The 18,716-nt window shown below is 47.1% G+C and carries 16 protein-coding genes, 2 tRNA genes and 2 rRNA genes (1 of these 20 running past the window's edge); 11 read left to right on the forward strand and 9 right to left on the reverse strand.

The genetic code is table 11. From position 1 onward, the window contains the following. The 4 genes from ACED36_RS18950 to ACED36_RS18965 all read left to right on the forward strand — a co-directional run. Positions 1–1,174: ribosomal RNA gene (locus tag ACED36_RS18950) — 23S ribosomal RNA — on the forward strand (its annotated part extends 1,371 nt beyond the left edge of the window); the annotation flags it as partial. Between the two features lie 250 nt (positions 1,175–1,424). Next, positions 1,425–1,540, forward strand: a 5S ribosomal RNA gene (gene rrf, locus ACED36_RS18955). A gap of 104 nt (positions 1,541–1,644) precedes the next feature. Continuing rightward, positions 1,645–1,721 (forward strand) — tRNA-Asp (locus ACED36_RS18960). Positions 1,722–1,757: 36 nt separating this feature from the next. Beyond that, a tRNA-Trp gene (locus ACED36_RS18965) sits at positions 1,758–1,834 on the forward strand. A 398-nt stretch (positions 1,835–2,232) separates the two neighbouring features. Here the strand turns inward: ACED36_RS18965 and ACED36_RS18970 are convergent. Both ACED36_RS18970 and ACED36_RS18975 read right to left on the reverse strand, forming a co-directional pair. Then, positions 2,233–2,649, reverse strand: a complete 417-nt coding sequence (locus tag ACED36_RS18970) for a universal stress protein (protein WP_016960032.1) — start codon at positions 2,647–2,649, stop codon at positions 2,233–2,235. Between the two features lie 3 nt (positions 2,650–2,652). Further along, positions 2,653–3,180, reverse strand: a complete 528-nt coding sequence (locus ACED36_RS18975) for an HPP family protein (RefSeq protein WP_016960033.1) — start codon at positions 3,178–3,180, stop codon at positions 2,653–2,655. 195 nt (positions 3,181–3,375) lie between these two features. Between ACED36_RS18975 and ACED36_RS18980 the strand changes: the two genes are divergently transcribed. Beyond that, on the forward strand, positions 3,376–4,215 hold the full coding sequence (locus tag ACED36_RS18980; protein ID WP_371733693.1) for an endonuclease/exonuclease/phosphatase family protein: 840 nt from the start codon (positions 3,376–3,378) through the stop codon (positions 4,213–4,215). A gap of 34 nt (positions 4,216–4,249) precedes the next feature. On the opposite strand, the gene focA is transcribed toward ACED36_RS18980, so the two are convergent. Then, positions 4,250–5,704: a formate transporter FocA gene (gene focA, locus ACED36_RS18985; RefSeq protein WP_026023993.1), complete on the reverse strand. Its 1,455-nt coding sequence runs from the start codon at positions 5,702–5,704 to the stop codon at positions 4,250–4,252. Between the two features lie 217 nt (positions 5,705–5,921). Between focA and ACED36_RS18990 the strand changes: the two genes are divergently transcribed. Next, positions 5,922–6,827, forward strand: coding sequence for a LysR substrate-binding domain-containing protein (locus ACED36_RS18990; RefSeq protein ID WP_016960036.1), 906 nt, complete (start codon positions 5,922–5,924; stop codon positions 6,825–6,827). A gap of 65 nt (positions 6,828–6,892) precedes the next feature. Here ACED36_RS18990 and ACED36_RS18995 read toward each other — a convergent pair whose 3' ends face one another. Further along, complete coding sequence (locus ACED36_RS18995; protein ID WP_371733694.1) at positions 6,893–8,455, reverse strand: LysM peptidoglycan-binding domain-containing protein; 1,563 nt, start codon at positions 8,453–8,455, stop codon at positions 6,893–6,895. Between the two features lie 72 nt (positions 8,456–8,527). Continuing rightward, positions 8,528–9,286 carry a hydroxyacylglutathione hydrolase gene (gloB, locus tag ACED36_RS19000; protein WP_016960039.1) on the reverse strand — a complete coding sequence of 253 codons (759 nt, stop codon included), beginning with the start codon at positions 9,284–9,286 and terminating at the stop codon, positions 8,528–8,530. A 31-nt stretch (positions 9,287–9,317) separates the two neighbouring features. Here gloB and ACED36_RS19005 point away from each other — a divergent pair, with 31 nt between their 5' ends. After that, positions 9,318–10,046 (forward strand): methyltransferase domain-containing protein, encoded by a 729-nt coding sequence (locus ACED36_RS19005; protein WP_026023991.1) that lies wholly within the window; start codon positions 9,318–9,320, stop codon positions 10,044–10,046. A 4-nt stretch (positions 10,047–10,050) separates the two neighbouring features. On the opposite strand, the gene rnhA is transcribed toward ACED36_RS19005, so the two are convergent. Further along, positions 10,051–10,518 (reverse strand): ribonuclease HI, encoded by a 468-nt coding sequence (gene rnhA / locus ACED36_RS19010; protein ID WP_016960041.1) that lies wholly within the window; start codon positions 10,516–10,518, stop codon positions 10,051–10,053. A gap of 51 nt (positions 10,519–10,569) precedes the next feature. Between rnhA and dnaQ the strand changes: the two genes are divergently transcribed. After that, positions 10,570–11,298, forward strand: coding sequence for a DNA polymerase III subunit epsilon (gene dnaQ, locus ACED36_RS19015; RefSeq protein WP_016960042.1), 729 nt, complete (start codon positions 10,570–10,572; stop codon positions 11,296–11,298). 11 nt (positions 11,299–11,309) lie between these two features. Next, positions 11,310–12,593, forward strand: coding sequence for a TIGR03503 family protein (locus tag ACED36_RS19020; RefSeq protein WP_371733695.1), 1,284 nt, complete (start codon positions 11,310–11,312; stop codon positions 12,591–12,593). 126 nt (positions 12,594–12,719) lie between these two features. Here the strand turns inward: ACED36_RS19020 and fadE are convergent, their stop codons facing one another. Continuing rightward, positions 12,720–15,170, reverse strand: coding sequence for an acyl-CoA dehydrogenase FadE (fadE, locus tag ACED36_RS19025; protein ID WP_016960044.1), 2,451 nt, complete (start codon positions 15,168–15,170; stop codon positions 12,720–12,722). A gap of 288 nt (positions 15,171–15,458) precedes the next feature. On the opposite strand from fadE, the gene lpcA reads away from it, so the two are divergent. Both lpcA and ACED36_RS19035 read left to right on the forward strand, forming a co-directional pair. Beyond that, complete coding sequence (gene lpcA / locus ACED36_RS19030) at positions 15,459–16,037, forward strand: D-sedoheptulose 7-phosphate isomerase (RefSeq protein ID WP_016960045.1); 579 nt, start codon at positions 15,459–15,461, stop codon at positions 16,035–16,037. A gap of 22 nt (positions 16,038–16,059) precedes the next feature. Continuing rightward, positions 16,060–16,875, forward strand: a complete 816-nt coding sequence (locus ACED36_RS19035) for a class II glutamine amidotransferase (RefSeq protein ID WP_016960046.1) — start codon at positions 16,060–16,062, stop codon at positions 16,873–16,875. Positions 16,876–16,988: 113 nt separating this feature from the next. Here ACED36_RS19035 and purN read toward each other — a convergent pair whose 3' ends face one another. Together purN and purM are read right to left on the reverse strand one after the other, a co-directional pair. Next, a complete protein-coding gene (gene purN / locus ACED36_RS19040; protein WP_016960047.1) occupies positions 16,989–17,624 on the reverse strand; it encodes a phosphoribosylglycinamide formyltransferase in 636 nt (211 codons plus the stop codon). Positions 17,625–17,626: 2 nt separating this feature from the next. Continuing rightward, positions 17,627–18,670 (reverse strand): phosphoribosylformylglycinamidine cyclo-ligase, encoded by a 1,044-nt coding sequence (gene purM / locus ACED36_RS19045; RefSeq protein ID WP_016960048.1) that lies wholly within the window; start codon positions 18,668–18,670, stop codon positions 17,627–17,629. Between the last annotated feature and the right edge of the window lie 46 nt (positions 18,671–18,716).

An 18,716-nucleotide genomic window follows, 5' to 3' on the forward strand; every position in this document is an offset into this window, starting at 1 on the left:
GCGGATGGAGCTAGAGGCAGTCGCAGATACCAGGTGGCTGCAACTGTTTATTAAAAACATAGCACTGTGCAAAATCGAAAGATGACGTATACGGTGTGACGCCTGCCCGGTGCCGGAAGGTTAATTGATGGGGTTATCTTCGGAGAAGCTCTTGATCGAAGCCCCGGTAAACGGCGGCCGTAACTATAACGGTCCTAAGGTAGCGAAATTCCTTGTCGGGTAAGTTCCGACCTGCACGAATGGCGTAATGATGGCCACGCTGTCTCCACCCGAGACTCAGTGAAATTGAAATCGCAGTGAAGATGCTGTGTACCCGCGGCTAGACGGAAAGACCCCGTGAACCTTTACTACAGCTTGGCACTGAACATTGACCCTACATGTGTAGGATAGGTGGGAGCCTTTGAAGCATCGTCGCTAGATGGTGTGGAGGCAATCTTGAAATACCACCCTTGTATGCTTGATGTTCTAACGTTGGCCCCTAATCGGGGTTGCGGACAGTGCCTGGTGGGTAGTTTGACTGGGGCGGTCTCCTCCCAAAGAGTAACGGAGGAGCACGAAGGTGGGCTAATCACGGTCGGACATCGTGAGGTTAGTGCAATGGCATAAGCCCGCTTGACTGCGAGAATGACAATTCGAGCAGGTACGAAAGTAGGTCATAGTGATCCGGTGGTTCTGAATGGAAGGGCCATCGCTCAACGGATAAAAGGTACTCCGGGGATAACAGGCTGATACCGCCCAAGAGTTCATATCGACGGCGGTGTTTGGCACCTCGATGTCGGCTCATCACATCCTGGGGCTGAAGTCGGTCCCAAGGGTATGGCTGTTCGCCATTTAAAGTGGTACGCGAGCTGGGTTTAGAACGTCGTGAGACAGTTCGGTCCCTATCTGCCGTGGGCGTTGGATGATTGAGAGGGGCTGCTCCTAGTACGAGAGGACCGGAGTGGACGAACCTCTGGTGTTCGGGTTGTCACGCCAGTGGCATTGCCCGGTAGCTAAGTTCGGAATTGATAAGCGCTGAAAGCATCTAAGCGCGAAGCGAGCCTCGAGATGAGTCATCCCTGACACTATAAGTGTCCTAAAGGGTTGTTGGAGACTACGACGTAGATAGGCAGGGTGTGTAAGTGCTGCGAGGCATTGAGCTAACCTGTACTAATTGCCCGTGAGGCTTAACCATACAACACCCAAGGGGTTTTAGCGGACTCAGATAAGAACGTTGAATGTGTATTGAGAGCATATAGCTAGTCAGAATTTTCCCAGATTTAGTATCTTGCCGTTATCCATAGCGATAGCGTAGGCAGGGTTTATTCTGGCAAAGCCGCCCACGAGCTGAGCGAGGAAGTGTACGACTGTACATGACCGAGTGAAGGAGGCAGGCAATGCAGCCAGAGTGAAGCCTGACAAGCGGGATACAACAACAGAATTTGCTTGGCGACCATAGCATTATGGACCCACCTGATCCCATGCCGAACTCAGTAGTGAAACGTAATAGCGCCGATGGTAGTGTGGGGTCTCCCCATGTGAGAGTAGGACATCGCCAGGCTTCAAATTCGTTTTCATCTTTAATAAAAAGATGAAGGCAAAAAGTGTAGATACACGCATTGAACGGTGTGTATCGGATAGACACTCAGGTGTTTATCCCCGTGTGGAGCGGTAGTTCAGTTGGTTAGAATACCGGCCTGTCACGCCGGGGGTCGCGGGTTCGAGTCCCGTCCGCTCCGCCACTTATTTAGACAAAGTTAAGTCTTTAAAACAACTACAGGGGTGTAGCTCCAATTGGCAGAGCAGCGGATTCCAAATCCGCGTGTTGGGAGTTCGAATCTCTCCACCCCTGCCACTTTTGAAAGCCTCGACAGAAATGTCGGGGCTTTTTCGTATTTGTCGCTTTTTCAAAGCGATGTTGGGAGCTGGAACGCCAGCCCGGTCGAATCTCTCCACCCCTGCCACTTTTGAAAGCCTCGACAGAAATGTCGGGGCTTTTTCGTATTTGTCGCTTTTTCAAAGCGATGTTGGGAGCTGGAACGCCAGCCCGGTCGAATCTCTCCACCCCTGCCACTTTCGAAAGCCTCGACAGCAATGTCGGGGCTTTTTTGTATTTTTCGCTTTTCAAAGCGATGTTGGGAGCTGGAACATCAGCCCGGTCGAATCTCTACACCCCTGCCAGTTCTATTTGCTCATGCCAAAACTAAAGCCTTACACTGGGCGTTCCTGAAACAATGCTGAGGTTTCATTCGTCTAGTTGAAGCTCAACAAGTCATAGTGGGATGTATAGCGTATTAAAGTGTCAGGCTTTATCAACAAGCTGAAGTGGTGATGAGATTTTGCAATAAGGACAAGCTCTACACTCAGTGTTTGGGCTAAATGATCGATGGCTTTTCCAACTGGGCCATCGACGACGTACACATGCTCTTTTGATAGTTCGGTTCCCAATAGCAATGCTTCCAGCTTATTTTCGAGCTCTTTTTTTTTGCTATCAACGACCTTGTCGCCATCTGCCTTGCCGAAATAAATCTCGTCATCTGTGTAGTCTTCACCCATGTAGGTAGCATATCCGACGTAAAGTTCCGCGTTGAGTTGCACCGCAATAGCGAGAGCTTTGTGTAAATGGGGTTTAGAGTCCAGATCAAGTGCGTAAAGTATTTTGCTGTACATAGCCTATGCCTTCTTCGGTTTGTTGACCCATGCATACTCTAATCGCGATACAAAACCGTGATAAATCAGAGCAACAATCACGATGACACATGCACCTGCTAGCACAGGGTAAAGCGCAAACGTGAAACTTGTGTGTCCACCCAACATGATAAGCAACGGATTACCGCCGGCAGGAGGATGAGTGACATTAAACAGAATCATAAAGAAAATCCCTGTACCTACAGCTAACCCGAGTGACCAAAATTCAGGAGGAAAGAGATTGGCAAAAATGACGCCGACGATGGCTGTTGTTAGGTGGCCTAAGATGACATTGGGAGGTTGTGCTAGGGGGCTTTGGGGCAATCCAAAAACCAGAACCATGGTTGCTCCGAAAGGTGCCATTAGGACATAATCACCTTTCGCACTTTCATCAATTAATGCCAGCAAGGCGATACAAATGGAAGAGCCAATCGCTGCAACGAAGGCAATCATCCAAGGTTTTTGAGCTGGGTGTAAAATACGGTAATAGATGCCTTTCGATTCATTAACCATTTTTTGCTCCTGAATGTGCGAGTCGAGAGAGTATAGGGGCAATTGAATGTTGCACATGTGAATTAGAGCGCCGTGTCCCGCTATTGAAACGACTGTTATGAGTTCATCGACAATATTGATCAGGGGAGAGCGAAATACCCTTGCTCTTAGATAGATCGATCGAATGTTAAACTAATAAATAAGGTGCCGCTTTTTATGAGACAACTTAGATCCCGATGGGCAATCCTTGGCGTATTATTATTAATCAGCGGCATTCTAACGGTCTATATGGTTGTTGATGTACCGGCGGAGGCGAGTTTGGCATCAGGAGAGGCAAGCGTTCGCTGTCGTGACTATTCAGAGGCCGAAACGATTGATGTGACCAAACCACTAAATATCGCGGTATGGAATATCTTCAAACAACAATTAGATGGTTGGGAGGCTGAGCTTTCGGATTTATCGAAAAAAAATTCACTGATATTACTTCAAGAAGCTCAATCTAAACCTCAGCTTCTCAGCTACATTGAGCGAGAAGGGTGGCACAGTAATCAGGCATACGCATTCGCGATCAATGGTGAAATTGCTGGCGTGATGACTTTGTCTGAAGTGAAGCCATCAAAAGTCTGCGCCTATACCAAAGTTGAGCCATACCTGCGCTTACCGAAAAGTGCTCTTTACAGTGCATTCTCCTTGTCTGATGGAAATACTCTGTCTGTTATTAACCTACACAGTATTAACTTTACTTTTGGAGTGGAAGAATACCGAGAGCAGCTTCAGTCGCTGGTTGATGCGGTGAGCGATATCAGTGGTTCACTCATCATTGCTGGAGACTTTAATACTTGGAGCGATGAACGTCTGAATGTGGTTAAAAAAGAACTTGATGAGCTTGGACTGAAAGAGGCTCAATATAGCAGCGACGATCGACTGACAGTTTTTGGTCATCCACTTGATCATTTGTTCTACCGAGATCTTGAACTTAATGTATCTTTGTCAAAAAAGACAACGGCGTCTGACCACGCATTCATTGAAGCGTCACTGACATTTCTTTCTCAATAACAAAAGGGCAGTATTGCTACTGCCCTTCATGTCTTTAAATGGCTTTTGCTACTTCAACTAACGGCTCGTTTTCATAAAGTGGTCTTAATGCCTGCAGCACATCAGATCTTGAAATCACACCGACTAAGCGGCCATTAGTGATAACCGGCAAAATATGCGGTTTACTTATTTTAGCCTCTTTAACTCGCTCTTTTAGCGATAAATTGGAGAAGCTTGTTGCGATACCCATCGGAGATACAGGGAAAACCTTTTCTTTGTCCATGACTAAGAATTCAGCGACGTCAACTAAGCTTTCTTCTGCATTTAACGCCGTCACATCATCACACATCAACTCGCCAACGACTTGTTTCGCATCAGGTAGATAGTCCTCACACCAAAGATTAACCATCGCATCATGTACTGAGAAAAAACCTACAACCTGCATTTGACTGTCGCAAACTGGCGCACCAGTTATGCCATTAGAAAGCAAGGTGTCAATGGCTTGAGCCGTGCGGTCACTTGCTTTCAAGACGATAGGGTTTGTATTCATTAGATCTTTTACTTTCACGGAGTTAATCATGGCAGAGTCCTTACTGGCTTTAGCGATAGTCACTGGCGTGTTAATGCTCAGCATGTCGGGTTGTTGCATTTGTTTTCGGTAGATCCCCCAGTTAGCTAGACCGACAAGCACGGCGCCGCCAACAATATTGCCTAAGGTAACGGGGATCAGGTTGTTGATGATGAAGTTGTTGAAGGTGAGGTCAGCATAGTTTGCTGCATTAGCGCCAAGTCCAAGCCAAAAGGTATCTGGAGAAAAATTGGCGATGACGATGCCTAATGGCACCATGAACATATTGGCAATACTGTGTTCAAAACCGCTAGATACAAACATTGCGACAGGCAACATTGTCATTACAGCTTTGACAATGGGGTTGGCAGAACAAAAAGTGAGCCAAATAGCAGTACAAACTAAAATGTTACACAAAACGCCTAAAGTGAAGGCTTCGAGCCAAGTGTGGTGAAGTTTATGCTGGGCAATATTAAGCGCATTTAAGCCCCATTGACCGCCATCAAGCTGGTATAAGCCTGCCGCGGTTACCATGATGACAAGGAGTGTTGCCCCTAAGAAATTGCCAAGGTAGACCTTTCCCCAGGTTGAAAGCAGCTTGCTGATGCTTACCTGATTATTGGCCCATGAAATACTCGACAGCACTGTGCTGGTAAATAGCTCGCCTTCAAAAATAACAATCAAGATCAGTCCCATGCTAAAAGCGAAACCGCCGATCAGTCGATTAACGCCCCAGTTTGTGCTGTCATTGCCTGTAGTTACTGTGATGTAAAACAGAAAGGCGAGACCGATAAAGGCACCAGCCAGAATGGCTAAACTGAGTGTGGCACCGCTGCGTTTGCTAATTTTCTTTAGCGCATAACGTTCCGCTTCATTCATCATTTCTGATGCAGAAAAACCTTTGACTGAAACGAATTCGTGATCAGAGTAGGCCGTCGTCATCGCAATGCCTCCCATATGTATTCATGTCATTCTCCTTGTGATTTAGCTTGGCGATTGCCTTGCTTCTTAATCAGCGTAATGGGGAATGGTTGATCAAGTACAATTGATAATTCTTTGAATTATATTCAGATTTATTGATGATTTTTCCGTGGTAGGTACAATGGAGACATGATGTCTTTAGGGTTATTTCAGTGACTCTTTTTAGGGAAGAAAAGCGATGCGATATTCACTCAAACAGTTAGCAGTATTTGACACTGTGGCAGATACTGGCAGTGTTAGTCAGGCCGCTGAAGTGCTGTCTCTGACACAGTCGGCAACCAGTATGTCACTGGCACAGTTAGAAAAAATGCTTGGTAGGCCATTATTTGAACGTAAGGGGAAACGGTTACTCCTTACGCACTGGGGAAGTTGGTTGAGACCTAAAGCCAAACGTCTTTTGAGAGATGCTCAACACATTGAAATGGGGTTTTATGATCAGCACTTACTGAGTGGTGAAATTCGCTTAGGAGCAAGTCAAACCCCCGCAGAGCACCTAGTTCCGGACCTTATCAGTATTATTGATAATGACTTTCCGGAAATTCGCATTTCGCTTGGTGTTCATAGTACCAGTTCAGTTATATCTGGTGTCCTCGATTACCGCTATGATTTGGGTATTATTGAGGGGCGATGCGATGACAATCGCCTTCATCAAGAATCTTTGTGTACAGATCACCTGAAAATCGTCGCCTCTGCTCATCACCCTTTTTCGCGTTACGATCGCGTTAGTATTGCGCAATTAGAACAAGCGAAATGGGTATTGCGAGAACATGGTTCAGGCACGCGAACCGCGTTTGAAAGTGCGATTTCCAATCACATTGCAGACTTGGATGTTTGGCGGGAATACGAACATGTCCCCGTCATTCGGAGCCTTGTCGCGAATGGCTCATATTTAACCTGCTTGCCATATCTAGATGTGGAACGTTACATTGAAAACGGTAAATTGGTTGCGCTGAATGTACCTGAACTCGATATTTCACGTTCATTATCGTTTGTTTGGCGAGTCGATATGGCAGAGAACCCGTTAGTCGATTGTTTCAAGCGGGAAGGGATAAGAATGATGAAACGTCACCCTATGGTGATGTGATATAAAAAACGCGTTGTATCAATACAACGCGTTTTTTATATTTTTCAATGTAGATGCCAGACGTGTTATGCGCTGACTTTAGTCACATCGATATGCAGCTTCAGTTTTTGCCCTGGCTTGATATAAGCGCTCTTTTTCAGAGCGTTCCATTTAACAAGGTCCGTCACTGACACGCCATAGCGTGAAGCAATACTGCTCAATGAATCACCTTCGCGGATTTTGTAAAAAATAGTGCGGATACGTGCTCCATCTTCCCCTTTCTTCCAAACCACCAGGTCTTGGCCGATACGTAATGGATCTTTCGGGCTCATGCCATTCCAACGTGCGAGTTCTCCATGAGAGACACCATGCTTACGCGATATGGTCCAAAAGCTGTCACCTCTGGCAACGGTGTGTGTGAGTTTGTAATCTCCGCGTTTTTTACTGGTCATTTTGGCTAGACGTTGCGGTGCGCTTAGGGCGTATTGGCTTTCGTCTTGAAGTGCGACAGGGATTATAAGGTGTTGTCCAACACGAATACTGGTTCCTTTAATGCTGTTGGCACGTTGTATCAATTTTACTGTTGTATTGTGACGCTGTGCGACCAGACCTAAAGAATCACCACTTTTAACTTTGTAACGGGTAACTTTGATACCTTGGTTATTATTCTCTGCTAGCTGAGCATTAAAGCGAGCTATGTTTTCTTTTGGCAACAGAAGATGAGTCACACCATCAGGCGCTGTAGCCCAATGGTTGTATGCAGGGTTTAAGCTCTGAAGTTCAGAAAGAGACAGTCCCGCATAATTCGCAGCAAGGGCTAAATCCATTTGAACGTTAGGCTCTACCAATTCAACCACTGGTTTGTTGGCAACCTCAGTTATAGACAAGCCGTATTTGTCTTTGTTTTTAATCACGTCAGCGACAGCAATCAGCTTAGGAACATACCCTCGGGTTTCTTTCGGTAGCGACAGTGACCAAAAATCAGTCGGCAGGCCTTTGGCTTTATTGTTTCTAATGGCGCGAAATACTCGCCCTTCGCCGGTGTTGTATGCCGCTAGTGCGTGTAGCCAATCACCATCAAATTTTTTGTGAAGATATTCCAATAAATCTAACGCTGCGTCAGTCGATGCGACCACATCTCGACGACCGTCATACCACCAGTTTTGCTCTAGTCCAAATCGACGACCTGTATCCGGCACAAATTGCCACAAACCTGCCGCACGACCATGTGAGTATGCAAACTGATCGAATGAGCTTTCCACGACTGGAAGCAAAGCAATCTCGAGCGGGATTCCGCGCTCTTCGACTTTTTCTGTGATGAGGTGGAGGAAAGGTTCTGCGCGTTTAGCGACTGTTTGTAGATGCAGAGGGTTTTTCAAATACCAGTTGCGGTAATATTGCACCCGCTTGTTTTCTGGTACGGGCATTTCCAACTGCATGGTAATCCGATCCCAGACATCCTCCTGACTTTGCGGGGTGATGACAGGTGTTACGACCACCGCTTCAACCTGAGTGTTTTCAGCTTTCTCGTGGGTCAGCAACGCTTCCTGCTGTTCTGGCGTATTAGTCGTTGTCGCGACGTCATCTTGCCCAGTCAATTGGCATCCTGCGAGGAACATCGATCCCACTAATACATAACGGAACTTCATTAATAACCTAACCTTTCAAAAATTGGCCGATGATAGTAATCGGCCTTCAATGCTGCTTACAAGTGACTTGCGTCAAAATTCATCTTTCCAGCGTCTGAGCGCTGCAAACGTTTCTGTTTCTGAGCTATCCGTTGCACGATGTTGAACTGCCGATTTTATTGAGGCTTGGTCAACGCGCAAAAATGGATTGATATTTTTTTCTTTTCCAATCGTTGATGGCAACGTGATCTTGTTGTTAGATCTCAACACATCAACGCTCAAAGAATAATCCTTAAGCGCAGTATTGCTGGGTTCAACGGCTTGAGCAAATTTTAGGTTTGATTGTGTGTATTCGTGCGCGCAGAACACCAATGTATCGTCAGGCAGAGACGACAGGAGTGATAACGACTTGTGCATCTGAGCCGGGCTGCCCTCGAACAATCGGCCACAACCGCCTGAAAAGAGAGTGTCACCGCAAAACAGCATATCCTCAGAATAATAGACAATATGATCAAGGGTATGCCCTGGCACTTCGCGCACAACGAACTCACTACCGAAAAGGGTAAATGTTGATTTGTCCTTCAGGGGGTGAGTAACTTGAGGGAAGCGAGCGGTCGCTGGGCCATAAACCGTGGTGTTCGGGTAATGCGATGTGAGCTCAGGCACACCACCAACATGATCGTCATGGTGGTGGGTAATCAATATTGCGTCTAAGATAAGGCCGTGGTTCTCTAAGAACGCAAAAACGGGCGTGGCATCTCCTGGGTCGACAACAACACAATGATTGTCATCATTTTTTATCAGCCAGATGTAATTGTCATTTAATGCGGGTATGCTTGATACAGATAGCATTTAAACTCTCCAGCTATAACTCAAATACACTATGAAACCAGCACGCAGTCAACGTCCACTGGAATACCCTTATACATGGGATCAATTCGCTCATGGCGAGTGGGCGTGCTCACACATACAGACACGGCTGGATGAATGGCTCCCTCGCTTCTTCGGCTATCACATGCTCAAACTGGGTGGCTTAAGCATCGAATTAACCAGTGGGCATTGTAACATTCATCATCAGGTCTGCATTGATAAGTTAAATCCTCTGCGAAATGTTGAATCTGAAAGTTACGAATTGCCGTTTGTTGATAAAGCTTTCGATGTTTGCATTCTCGCCAATCAACTCGATTATTCGGATGATCCCCACCGGCTTCTGCGCGAAATCGATAGGGTAATGATAGATGATGGCTATTTAGTCATATCGGGAGTGAATCCTAGCAGTTTGATGGGGATCGGCCGCATAATACCGTGGCGGAAGAATCAACTGCCGTGGAATGGGCGAATGTTTTCTCCGCTTCGAGTGCGAGATTGGTTAGGGCTGCTGAATTATGAGTTGGTCGAAATGTCCTGTTTCGGGCTTATTCCGGTTACAAAGCATCGTACTTGCGGGGTTTGGTTTGAAAATGCATGCTCTGGGTTGTTGCCAGCGATGGGGTCGCTGTATTTCATCGTGGCACGAAAACGCACTTACCCTTTAAAACTGATAAAAGCAAAGTTGAAACTAAAGAAGCAACTATCGCCAGTGGGTATCAATTACCGAACTGGCGGCGCGTAAGACGCTATTCGCTAGGTTGATAGCCTGTGTCCGGGCCTGTTGGGTTCTCTGCCCCCGTTCTTGCTAGTTCATCACAACGTTCATTTTCTGGGTGCCCAGTATGGCCTTTCACCCATTGCCAATCAATCGTATGACGTTGTGCTTCCAAGTCCAATTTCTGCCAAAGGTCAGCATTTTTCACTGGTTTTTTATCGGCTGTTTTCCATCCGCGCTTTTTCCAGTTATGTATCCATTGTGTAATGCCCTGACGAACGTATTGGCTGTCGGTGGTGAGTACCACCGTGCAGTGCTCTTTCAGACTGGCTAGCCCCACGATGGCAGCGAGCAACTCCATGCGGTTATTGGTGGTCAGGTCAAAGCCTTCGCTTAGTTCTTTTTCGTGCTGTTTGTAGCGTAAAACGACCCCATAACCACCCGGGCCCGGATTACCGAGACAAGAACCATCCGTGAAAATTTCTACCTGCTTGACCATATTTGTTAGTATCTACTTAAATTAATCAATAAGTCTGACACAAGTGACGTCATGAAAGCCAGTTACGACAGAATAATCGTTCTCGATACAGAAACCACGGGTATGAACCGTGAAGGTGGCCCTGTTTATGAAGGGCACAAAATCATTGAAATTGGCGCCGTGGAAATCGTTAACCGTAAGTTAACGGGGAGACATTTCCACGTCTACATCAAACCCGATCGTCAAATAGATCCTGAGGCAATTTCTGTCCACGGTATTACTGATGAATTTTTGGTTGATAAACCTGACTATGCAAAGATCCATCAAGACTTTCTTGAGTTCATTAAAGGCGCCGAATTGGTAGCACACAATGCGCCCTTTGATGTCAGCTTTATGGACAATGAATTCCAGACATTAAACCCCAAAATTGGCAAAACCACGGACTACTGTAAGGTCACGGATACCCTTGCCATGGCAAGGAAAATCTTCCCTGGGAAACGCAATAACCTTGATGTGCTTTGTGATCGTTATGGCATAGACAACTCACACCGAACGCTGCACGGCGCATTGTTGGATGCTGAGATCCTTGCTGACGTTTATTTGCTGATGACAGGCGGCCAGACAACCTTGGCATTCAGTGGAAGAGACTCAAATGATCAAGATGCCAATGGCGAATCCATTCGTCGTGTCGAAGCCGGTACGAAAAAGCTAAAGATCATCCATGCATCTGCCGATGAACTAAAAGAACATGAAGCGCAGCTAGACGTTATTGCGAAAAACGGTAGTTGTCTCTGGCGGTGACAGGAGAAGGTATGAAAACTGGGTGGATTGGCGTGCTGCTTGCGCTGTTGACGGTATTTAACGTCGCAGCGGAACAGACATCTGATCGTGATATTCGTTTGCTCAACAACCGTTTTCGGATCGACTCCACCATCACTCAGGTCGCCTTTGTTATCTATCGGCAGAATCCAAGCCAACCTGTTGTGCTGGTTCAGCCTGATGGCACTAAGTTATATGCGTGGAGACACCCAGACAGTGTCTCTTGGCATCAAGAATCAGATATGGATATTGTGTCTGTTCTTAATCCGATGCCCGGCCCTTGGCAGGCCATTGGAAAAGTCACGCCCGAGAACAAGATCCGCATACTTTCCGAACTCAGCATGAAAGTAGACACTTTCCCTAGTCGGCTCTATCAGGGAGAAACCCTCAAATTTACTGCCCGTCTGATGCAAGCAAATGAACCCCTAAATCTGCGGGATTTCCTTGATCGTGTTGAGTTGACGGTCACCTTTACTGAATACATAGAAAGCGTTGATGACATTCCGGTTGACCAACGTCCTCAGGAAATGTCTCTTGGGCTATTTGTGGATGACGGATCAGGACTTGATGAAACTGCGGGTGATGGCATTTTCACTGTTGAATTGCCCGTTAACGCGCCTCCAGGGAAATACCGTGCTCGGGTGACATCGGGCAACGGCGTGTTCTTCCGCACCCTTGAACAGGAAGTGCTGGTTTACCCAACGCCGCTGATGGCTACTTTTACGCAAAGTCGTAAAAAAGCCCTGCCACATCATTTGCTGGTGGAATCTGACAGCGCCAGCATTGAAACTGGCACCATCGCAGCGCACGCTGAATTTACGGATACCAACGGTAAACTTTCGGTTTATCAGGGTGTATCCGGTGAAGAATACACCGCGCTGAATGTTGAGATAGATAACTTTGGCGAACCTGGACGACACAAATGGTTTGCTTGGCTTTACGGAACGGACAAATTATCAGGGCGTCCTCTTGTCTTCCATTTACCAGAGCAGACTTTTGCGGTAGCGGATTATGAAGCGATAGAGCAGGCGAAGCTTGAGCGCGAAGAGCGTGAGGCTGAGCGTGCGCGTATCGAAGAAGAAAAACGCCAAGCCATACAGCGTGAAGAAGACCGCAAGATGGCGATGATCACCATCATTGGCGGCAATATTTTGCTGTTGATACTGGCGATATTGACGTGGTTCATCATTCGTAAGATTAAAGCCAAGAAGCTAGCCGCCGAAACGGAAGAAGAGTTAGAAGCGCCGCCACCTGAAGAGCCTGACAAAGCAGCGTAGTACGGTGGGTGCTCTGCGTTAGTCACACAGCTAGCGACAACGGTTAACTACAGATACGACACGTTGAGGGGAGACAAAAAAGGAGAAGCGAGGCTTCTCCTTTTTGGTTTTTGCTTGTGTGGCCGGTTATGCCGCGTGAGTCACTTTATCTAATGCTTTGCTTGCCGCTGCAAGTTCATCAGACTCAAAATCATCGACGTTGATGGTTTCCAATCGACCTTCTTCTGCGATGCGCAGAATATCAGCTTCTTTTTCAGTGATAACACCTTCACTCAAACCCACATCCGCCACTTTATCCAAGAACATGAACGGTAGTTTTTTACCGGTTGCGTCACAGACCTTTTTGTAAACAGGTTCGGCCGCCAAGATATCGAGGAGCGCTTTCTCAATCTTACCGACGGGATTGTGCTCTGAGGCCTCAAGGAACTGACCACGACCGATACGGCTTCGTGTGTCGCATGGTGTTTGCAGGATTTGAGCAACTTTGCCATCGAGCTTGTCACTTGGTTTGGTGCGACGTGTACCAAATGGGAACAACAAGACACGCAGTGGTGCAGCTATCCAACGGCTTGGGAAGTTTGCTAGAAACTCGATGAGCGCTTCTTCGGTTTGGTACAGAGCGTCTTGCATACCCCAATGAACCAAAGGAAGGTCGGCTTTTTGGTAGCCTTCATCGGCATAACGCTTCATGGTAGACGATGCCATGTAAAGCTGACTCAACACATCTCCAAGGCGTGCAGAAAGGCGCTCTTTACGCTTGAGGTTTCCGCCCAGCACTGCCATCGAAATATCGGCTAGAAGCGCGAGGTTTGACGCATAGCGGTTCATTTGCTGATAGTAACGAGCCGTTTCGTCTTTACGTGGTGCTTTCGAGGTACGACCGTCAGTCAGGCCTAACCATACTGAACGAACTAGATTGCTGATCACAAAGCCCACATGGCCAAACAAAGCTTGGTCAAATGCAGTGAGTGCTTCACGTTCGTTTTCATTGTATGCCGCTTCCATTTCCGTCAAGACGAAAGGATGACAGCGGATTGCGCCTTGACCGAAGATGATCATTGAGCGCGTTAGAATATTGGCACCTTCAACGGTAATCGCAATCGGCGAGCCTTGGTAGCCGCGAGCCAAGAAGTTCTTTGGCCCTAAACAGATACCTTTTCCGCCCACAATGTCCATGGCATCAATCACGGCACGTTGGCCGCGGTGAGTACAATGGTATTTCACAATGGCCGAAATGACGGAGGGCTTCTCACCCAAATCAATACCCGTCACGGTTAGCGCACTGGCTGCATCCATGACGTAAGCATTGCCGCCGATACGTGCTAAAGGCTCTTCAATCCCTTCCATTTTACCGATAGGTAATTTGAATTGACGACGGATACGTGCATACGCGCCTGTTGCCAATGCAACGGATTTAAGGCCACCTGTCGAGTTTGAAGGCAGCGTAATGCCACGACCCACTGACAGACATTCAACCAGCATGCGCCAGCCTTGTCCTGCCATATCAGGACCACCAATGATGAAGCTCAATGGGACAAAAATGTTGTTACCGCGCGTTGGGCCATTTTGGAACGGCAGATTCAGTGGGAAATGGCGACGACCAATTTCCACACCGTCAATATCGGTCGGGATCAGCGCACAGGTAATACCTAGATCTTCTTTGTCGCCGAGTAAGCTATCAGGGTCTTTCAGTTTAAATGCCAGACCAAGAACGGTGGCAACAGGTGCAAGGGTGATATAGCGCTTGTTCCAAGTAATTGACATACCCAGAACTTCTTCGCCTTGCCACATGCCTTTAGTGATAAAACCTTCATCAGGAATCGAGCCTGCGTCAGACCCTGCTTCTGGGCTAGTCAGTGCAAAGCACGGGATTTCCAGGCCTTTTGCTAAGCGTGGAAGGTAGTAGTCTTTTTGATCGCCAGTACCGTAGTGTTGCAGCAACTCACCAGGACCGAGACTGTTTGGTACGCCAACCGTTGAAGACAGTACGCTAGAAACGCCAGTCAGCTTTTGCAGCACTAAAGACTGCGCATAGGCGGAGAATTCCAGGCCGCCATATTCTTTTTTAATGATCATGGCGAAGAACTTGTGATCTTTCAGGAATTGCCAAACATCTTCAGGAAGATCAGCAAGCTCGTGTGTCACTTGGTAGTCATTCACCATTCGGCACACTTCGTTCACGGGGCCATCAAGAAAGGCTCGTTCTTCCGCACTCAGACGCGGTGCTGGGATATCGTGTAACTTATTCCAATCAGGGGCGCCTCGGAAAAGATCGGCTTCCCACCATACCGTGCCTGCATCAATCGCTTCTTTTTCGGTTTGTGACATTTCAGGCATCACGCCTTTAAACATCTTAAGTGCAGGTTTGCTTAACCAACTTTCGCGGAAAGAACGCACGTTTAGGGGGATTGCCACGGCAAAGAAAACTAGCCAACTAAGCTGGCCAATATTGCCCATTAGAGATCCAACGATTAACAAACTCGCGGCTGCAGCGGTGAACATCTTCAGTCCTGCGCGGTGATACGCCAAAAGCGCCAGTACTGCTAGGAACGTTGTAAGGTACAGGGTTGTTGCCATGTCAGGTTCTCCTTCTCCATCAACCCAATCTTTTAAATGGTAAGAGGTCATACCACTTAATTGTAAGCAGGTTTTTAATGGAATGTAAAATGATGACCAGCAAAAATGTGCACAATGCTTCACACTGAGAGACAATTAAACGCCGTGCAATTATTAGGCATCTGTTTTTATGAAGTAATCAGAAGGTGAGCCTGATTATCGACAGCTTCTGGCTTTTACAGGTACACTGCTTCGATAGGCCAGCGGCTTGCTCCGCAAACAGTCAACAATCAATAAAGAGAATTGCCCATGTACCAAGATCTGATTCGCTCCGAGCTCAATGAAGCAGCTCACGTGCTAAATGCGTTTCTTAGTGACGACAAAAATATTGCTGATATTGAAGCGGCGGCAACTTTGCTGGCAGATTCATTCAAAGCCGGCGGAAAAGTGTTGTCATGTGGTAACGGTGGCTCGCACTGTGACGCGATGCACTTTGCTGAAGAGTTGACCGGTCGTTACCGTGAAAATCGCCCAGGCTATCCTGCGATTGCGATTTCTGACCCAAGCCATATTTCTTGTGTGAGTAACGATTTTGGCTACGAATTTGTTTTTTCACGCTACCTAGAAGCTGTTGGTTCGAAGGGTGATGTGTTGTTTGGTCTATCGACGTCTGGTAATTCAGGTAACATCCTGAAAGCGATTGAAGCTGCAAAAACCAAAGGCATGAAAACCATTATGCTAACGGGTAAAGACGGCGGCAAAATGGCGGGTTTGGCGGACATTGAAATCCGCGTCCCTCACTTTGGTTATGCTGATCGTATCCAAGAGGTACATATCAAGATTATTCATATCTTGATCCAGTTAGTTGAAAAAGAAATGGAAAAATAATCCAAGGAAAGCGTGACGGAATATGTGTGAACTTCTTGGTATGAGTGCCAATGTACCCACCGATATATGTTTTAGTTTTACGGGTCTAATTCAGCGAGGGGGCAATACAGGCCCTCATCGTGATGGCTGGGGTATCGTCTTTTATGAAGGCAAAGGCTTTCGTACGTTTAAAGATCCCAACCCAAGCTGTAATTCGAAGATTGCTGAGTTGGTGCAGAGTTATCCGATCAAAAGCTGTGCGGTGATTAGTCATATTCGTCAAGCGAACCGTGGTGATGTGAATTTGGTGAACACTCACCCATTTACTCGCGAAATCTGGGGCAGTTATTGGACCTACGCGCACAATGGGCAGCTGACAGGATATGAAGATTTACCGACAGGCCATTTCAAACCTGTTGGTGAAACGGACAGTGAAAAGGCATTTTGTTGGCTGCTGTGTGAGATCGAAAAGCACTATCCGGACAAGCCTGAAGACATGACGGAAGTGTTTCGCTTTATCGCGAGCCGTTGTGACACACTCCGTGAACTGGGGGTATTCAACATGCTGTTCAGTGATGGTGATTATGTCATGGCGTATTGCACCAATAATCTGCACTCGATAACGCGCCGCGCACCCTTTGGCAAAGCCAGTTTAATTGACGAAGAAGTGACGGTGGATTTTCAGCAAGAAACCACGCCGAATGATGTCGTCACGGTGATCGCCACTCAACCACTGACCAACAATGAAACCTGGCATAAAATGCAGCCGGGTGAATATTGTGTGTTTCATTTGGGTGAGGTGATTACCTGTAATCAGGCAGAAATCGCGCAGAAGATGAGAGCAGTACAAAACGCTTAGGGAACTTTGATAGAAAACCTGAGATATAAAAAAACGCGCCACTGAATGGGCGCGTTTTTTTATTCGCTAATTTTCGCTGAGCACGGCGTTATTGAAGAATAAAATAGCTTCAGTTACTCAAACGCATAGCCATGCAGGCCGAGCGTTGCACTGTCTAACACTGCATTACCTTCGGTCATTTCAAGCCTACCTTGGCAGAACCATTCAATGACAAGAGGGTAGATGCGATGCTCTTGCTCTTGAATACGAGCAAAGACATTGTCTGCATTGTCGTCTTCAAAGATAGGTACACGCGCCTGAAGAATAACAGGGCCACCATCTAGCTCTTCGGTAACAAAGTGTACTGACGTGCCATGTTCGGTATCGCCTGCATCAATCGCGCGCTGGTGGGTATTTAACCCCGGGTATTTGGGTAACAGTGAAGGGTGGATGTTTAACATCTTGCCTTCATAGTGACGAACAAACTCCGGTGTCAAAATACGCATAAAGCCCGCAAGTACGATTAAATCAGGCGCGTACTCATCAATGGTCGCCATTAACTGGTTGTCGTATTGACTGCGATCAGTCATGCCTTTACTGGCAACCACGACTGCATCAATACCCGCATCCGTTGCGCGTGTTAGCCCATAGACCTCTTCTTTGTTCGCAAGCACCGCCGCGATATGCATGTCATTTCTGTCATGACAGCGATCGATAATTGCTTGAAGGTTAGAACCATTCCCTGAAACCAGAACAACCAGCTTTTTCATGGTTACCCCTTGATCTCTACCTGTTCTTCACCAGCGGCAGCGTTTTCAATGTTGCCTAACAACCACGCGTTTTCGCCTTCTTGATTCAGAATATCGATCGCTTGTTGAGCTTGTTCTGCTGGTAGAGCAACAATCAGGCCTACACCACAGTTGAAGGTGCGGTACATTTCATGATCCGTTACGTTGCCGTTTTCTTGTAGCCACGTGAAGATCGCTGGCCATTCCCAGCTGTTGCCGTCGATAACGGCTTTAGTGCCTTGCGGCAATACGCGAGGGATATTTTCCCAGAAACCACCACCGGTGATGTGAGAAATCGCATGCGCATCGCAGGTTTCCAACATCTTCAAAACAGGCTTCACATAAATGCGGGTAGGCTCTAGCAGATGCTCACCTAGCGTTTTACCGTCCAGCTCTGCATTGACATCGGCGTTAGACACTTCGATGATTTTGCGAACCAAGCTGTAACCGTTTGAGTGAGGGCCTGATGAAGCGATAGCAATGATGGCATCGCCAGCGCTGACTTTCGTCCCATCAATAATGTCTTCTTTTTCCACAACGCCGACGCAGAAACCTGCCACGTCGTAATCTTCACCTTCGTACATACCTGGCATTTCAGCGGTTTCACCACCGATCAGTGCACAGCCTGATTGCAAGCAACCTTCACCAATACCCGTAACAACACTTGCTGCGGTATCAATATCCAGCTTACCTGTTGCGTAATAATCAAGGAAAAATAGCGGTTCTGCACCTTGAACAATCAGGTCGTTGACACACATCGCGACCAAATCAATACCAATGGTGTCGTGTTTTTTCAGATCCATCGCTAGGCGAAGTTTGGTGCCTACACCGTCAGTACCTGATACCAGTACCGGATGTTTGTATTTCGTAGGCAGTTCACAAAGTGCGCCGAAGCCACCGATACCACCCATCACTTCAGGACGACGAGTGCGCTTAACTACGCCTTTGATTCTGTCGACCAGGGCGTTGCCTGCATCGATATCTACACCTGCATCTTTGTAGCTTAGAGAAGACTTATTATCGCTCACTGGGGATCCTTACCGAGTTGTGGACTTAAAAGCCGCGCCATTTTAA

Source organism: Enterovibrio sp. FF113, from assembly GCF_041439165.1.
Lineage (GTDB): Bacteria > Pseudomonadota > Gammaproteobacteria > Enterobacterales > Vibrionaceae > Enterovibrio > Enterovibrio norvegicus_A.

Excerpts from the sequence above, each read along its gene's own strand:
- ACED36_RS19035 (WP_016960046.1), top strand. The coding sequence starts at position 16,060 with ATGTGTGAACTTCTTGGTATGAGTGCCAATGTACCCACCGATATATGT.
- ACED36_RS19020 (WP_371733695.1), top strand. The coding sequence starts at position 11,310 with ATGAAAACTGGGTGGATTGGCGTGCTGCTTGCGCTGTTGACGGTATTT.
- ACED36_RS18990 (WP_016960036.1), top strand. The coding sequence starts at position 5,922 with ATGCGATATTCACTCAAACAGTTAGCAGTATTTGACACTGTGGCAGAT.
- focA (WP_026023993.1), bottom strand. The coding sequence starts at position 5,704 with ATGACGACGGCCTACTCTGATCACGAATTCGTTTCAGTCAAAGGTTTT.
- ACED36_RS18970 (WP_016960032.1), bottom strand. The coding sequence starts at position 2,649 with ATGTACAGCAAAATACTTTACGCACTTGATCTGGACTCTAAACCCCAT.
- purN (WP_016960047.1), bottom strand. The coding sequence starts at position 17,624 with ATGAAAAAGCTGGTTGTTCTGGTTTCAGGGAATGGTTCTAACCTTCAA.
- ACED36_RS18975 (WP_016960033.1), bottom strand. The coding sequence starts at position 3,180 with ATGGTTAATGAATCGAAAGGCATCTATTACCGTATTTTACACCCAGCT.
- ACED36_RS19005 (WP_026023991.1), top strand. The coding sequence starts at position 9,318 with ATGAAACCAGCACGCAGTCAACGTCCACTGGAATACCCTTATACATGG.
- fadE (WP_016960044.1), bottom strand. The coding sequence starts at position 15,170 with ATGGCAACAACCCTGTACCTTACAACGTTCCTAGCAGTACTGGCGCTT.
- lpcA (WP_016960045.1), top strand. The coding sequence starts at position 15,459 with ATGTACCAAGATCTGATTCGCTCCGAGCTCAATGAAGCAGCTCACGTG.
- rnhA (WP_016960041.1), bottom strand. The coding sequence starts at position 10,518 with ATGGTCAAGCAGGTAGAAATTTTCACGGATGGTTCTTGTCTCGGTAAT.
- ACED36_RS18980 (WP_371733693.1), top strand. The coding sequence starts at position 3,376 with ATGAGACAACTTAGATCCCGATGGGCAATCCTTGGCGTATTATTATTA.
- gloB (WP_016960039.1), bottom strand. The coding sequence starts at position 9,286 with ATGCTATCTGTATCAAGCATACCCGCATTAAATGACAATTACATCTGG.
- dnaQ (WP_016960042.1), top strand. The coding sequence starts at position 10,570 with ATGAAAGCCAGTTACGACAGAATAATCGTTCTCGATACAGAAACCACG.
- ACED36_RS18995 (WP_371733694.1), bottom strand. The coding sequence starts at position 8,455 with ATGAAGTTCCGTTATGTATTAGTGGGATCGATGTTCCTCGCAGGATGC.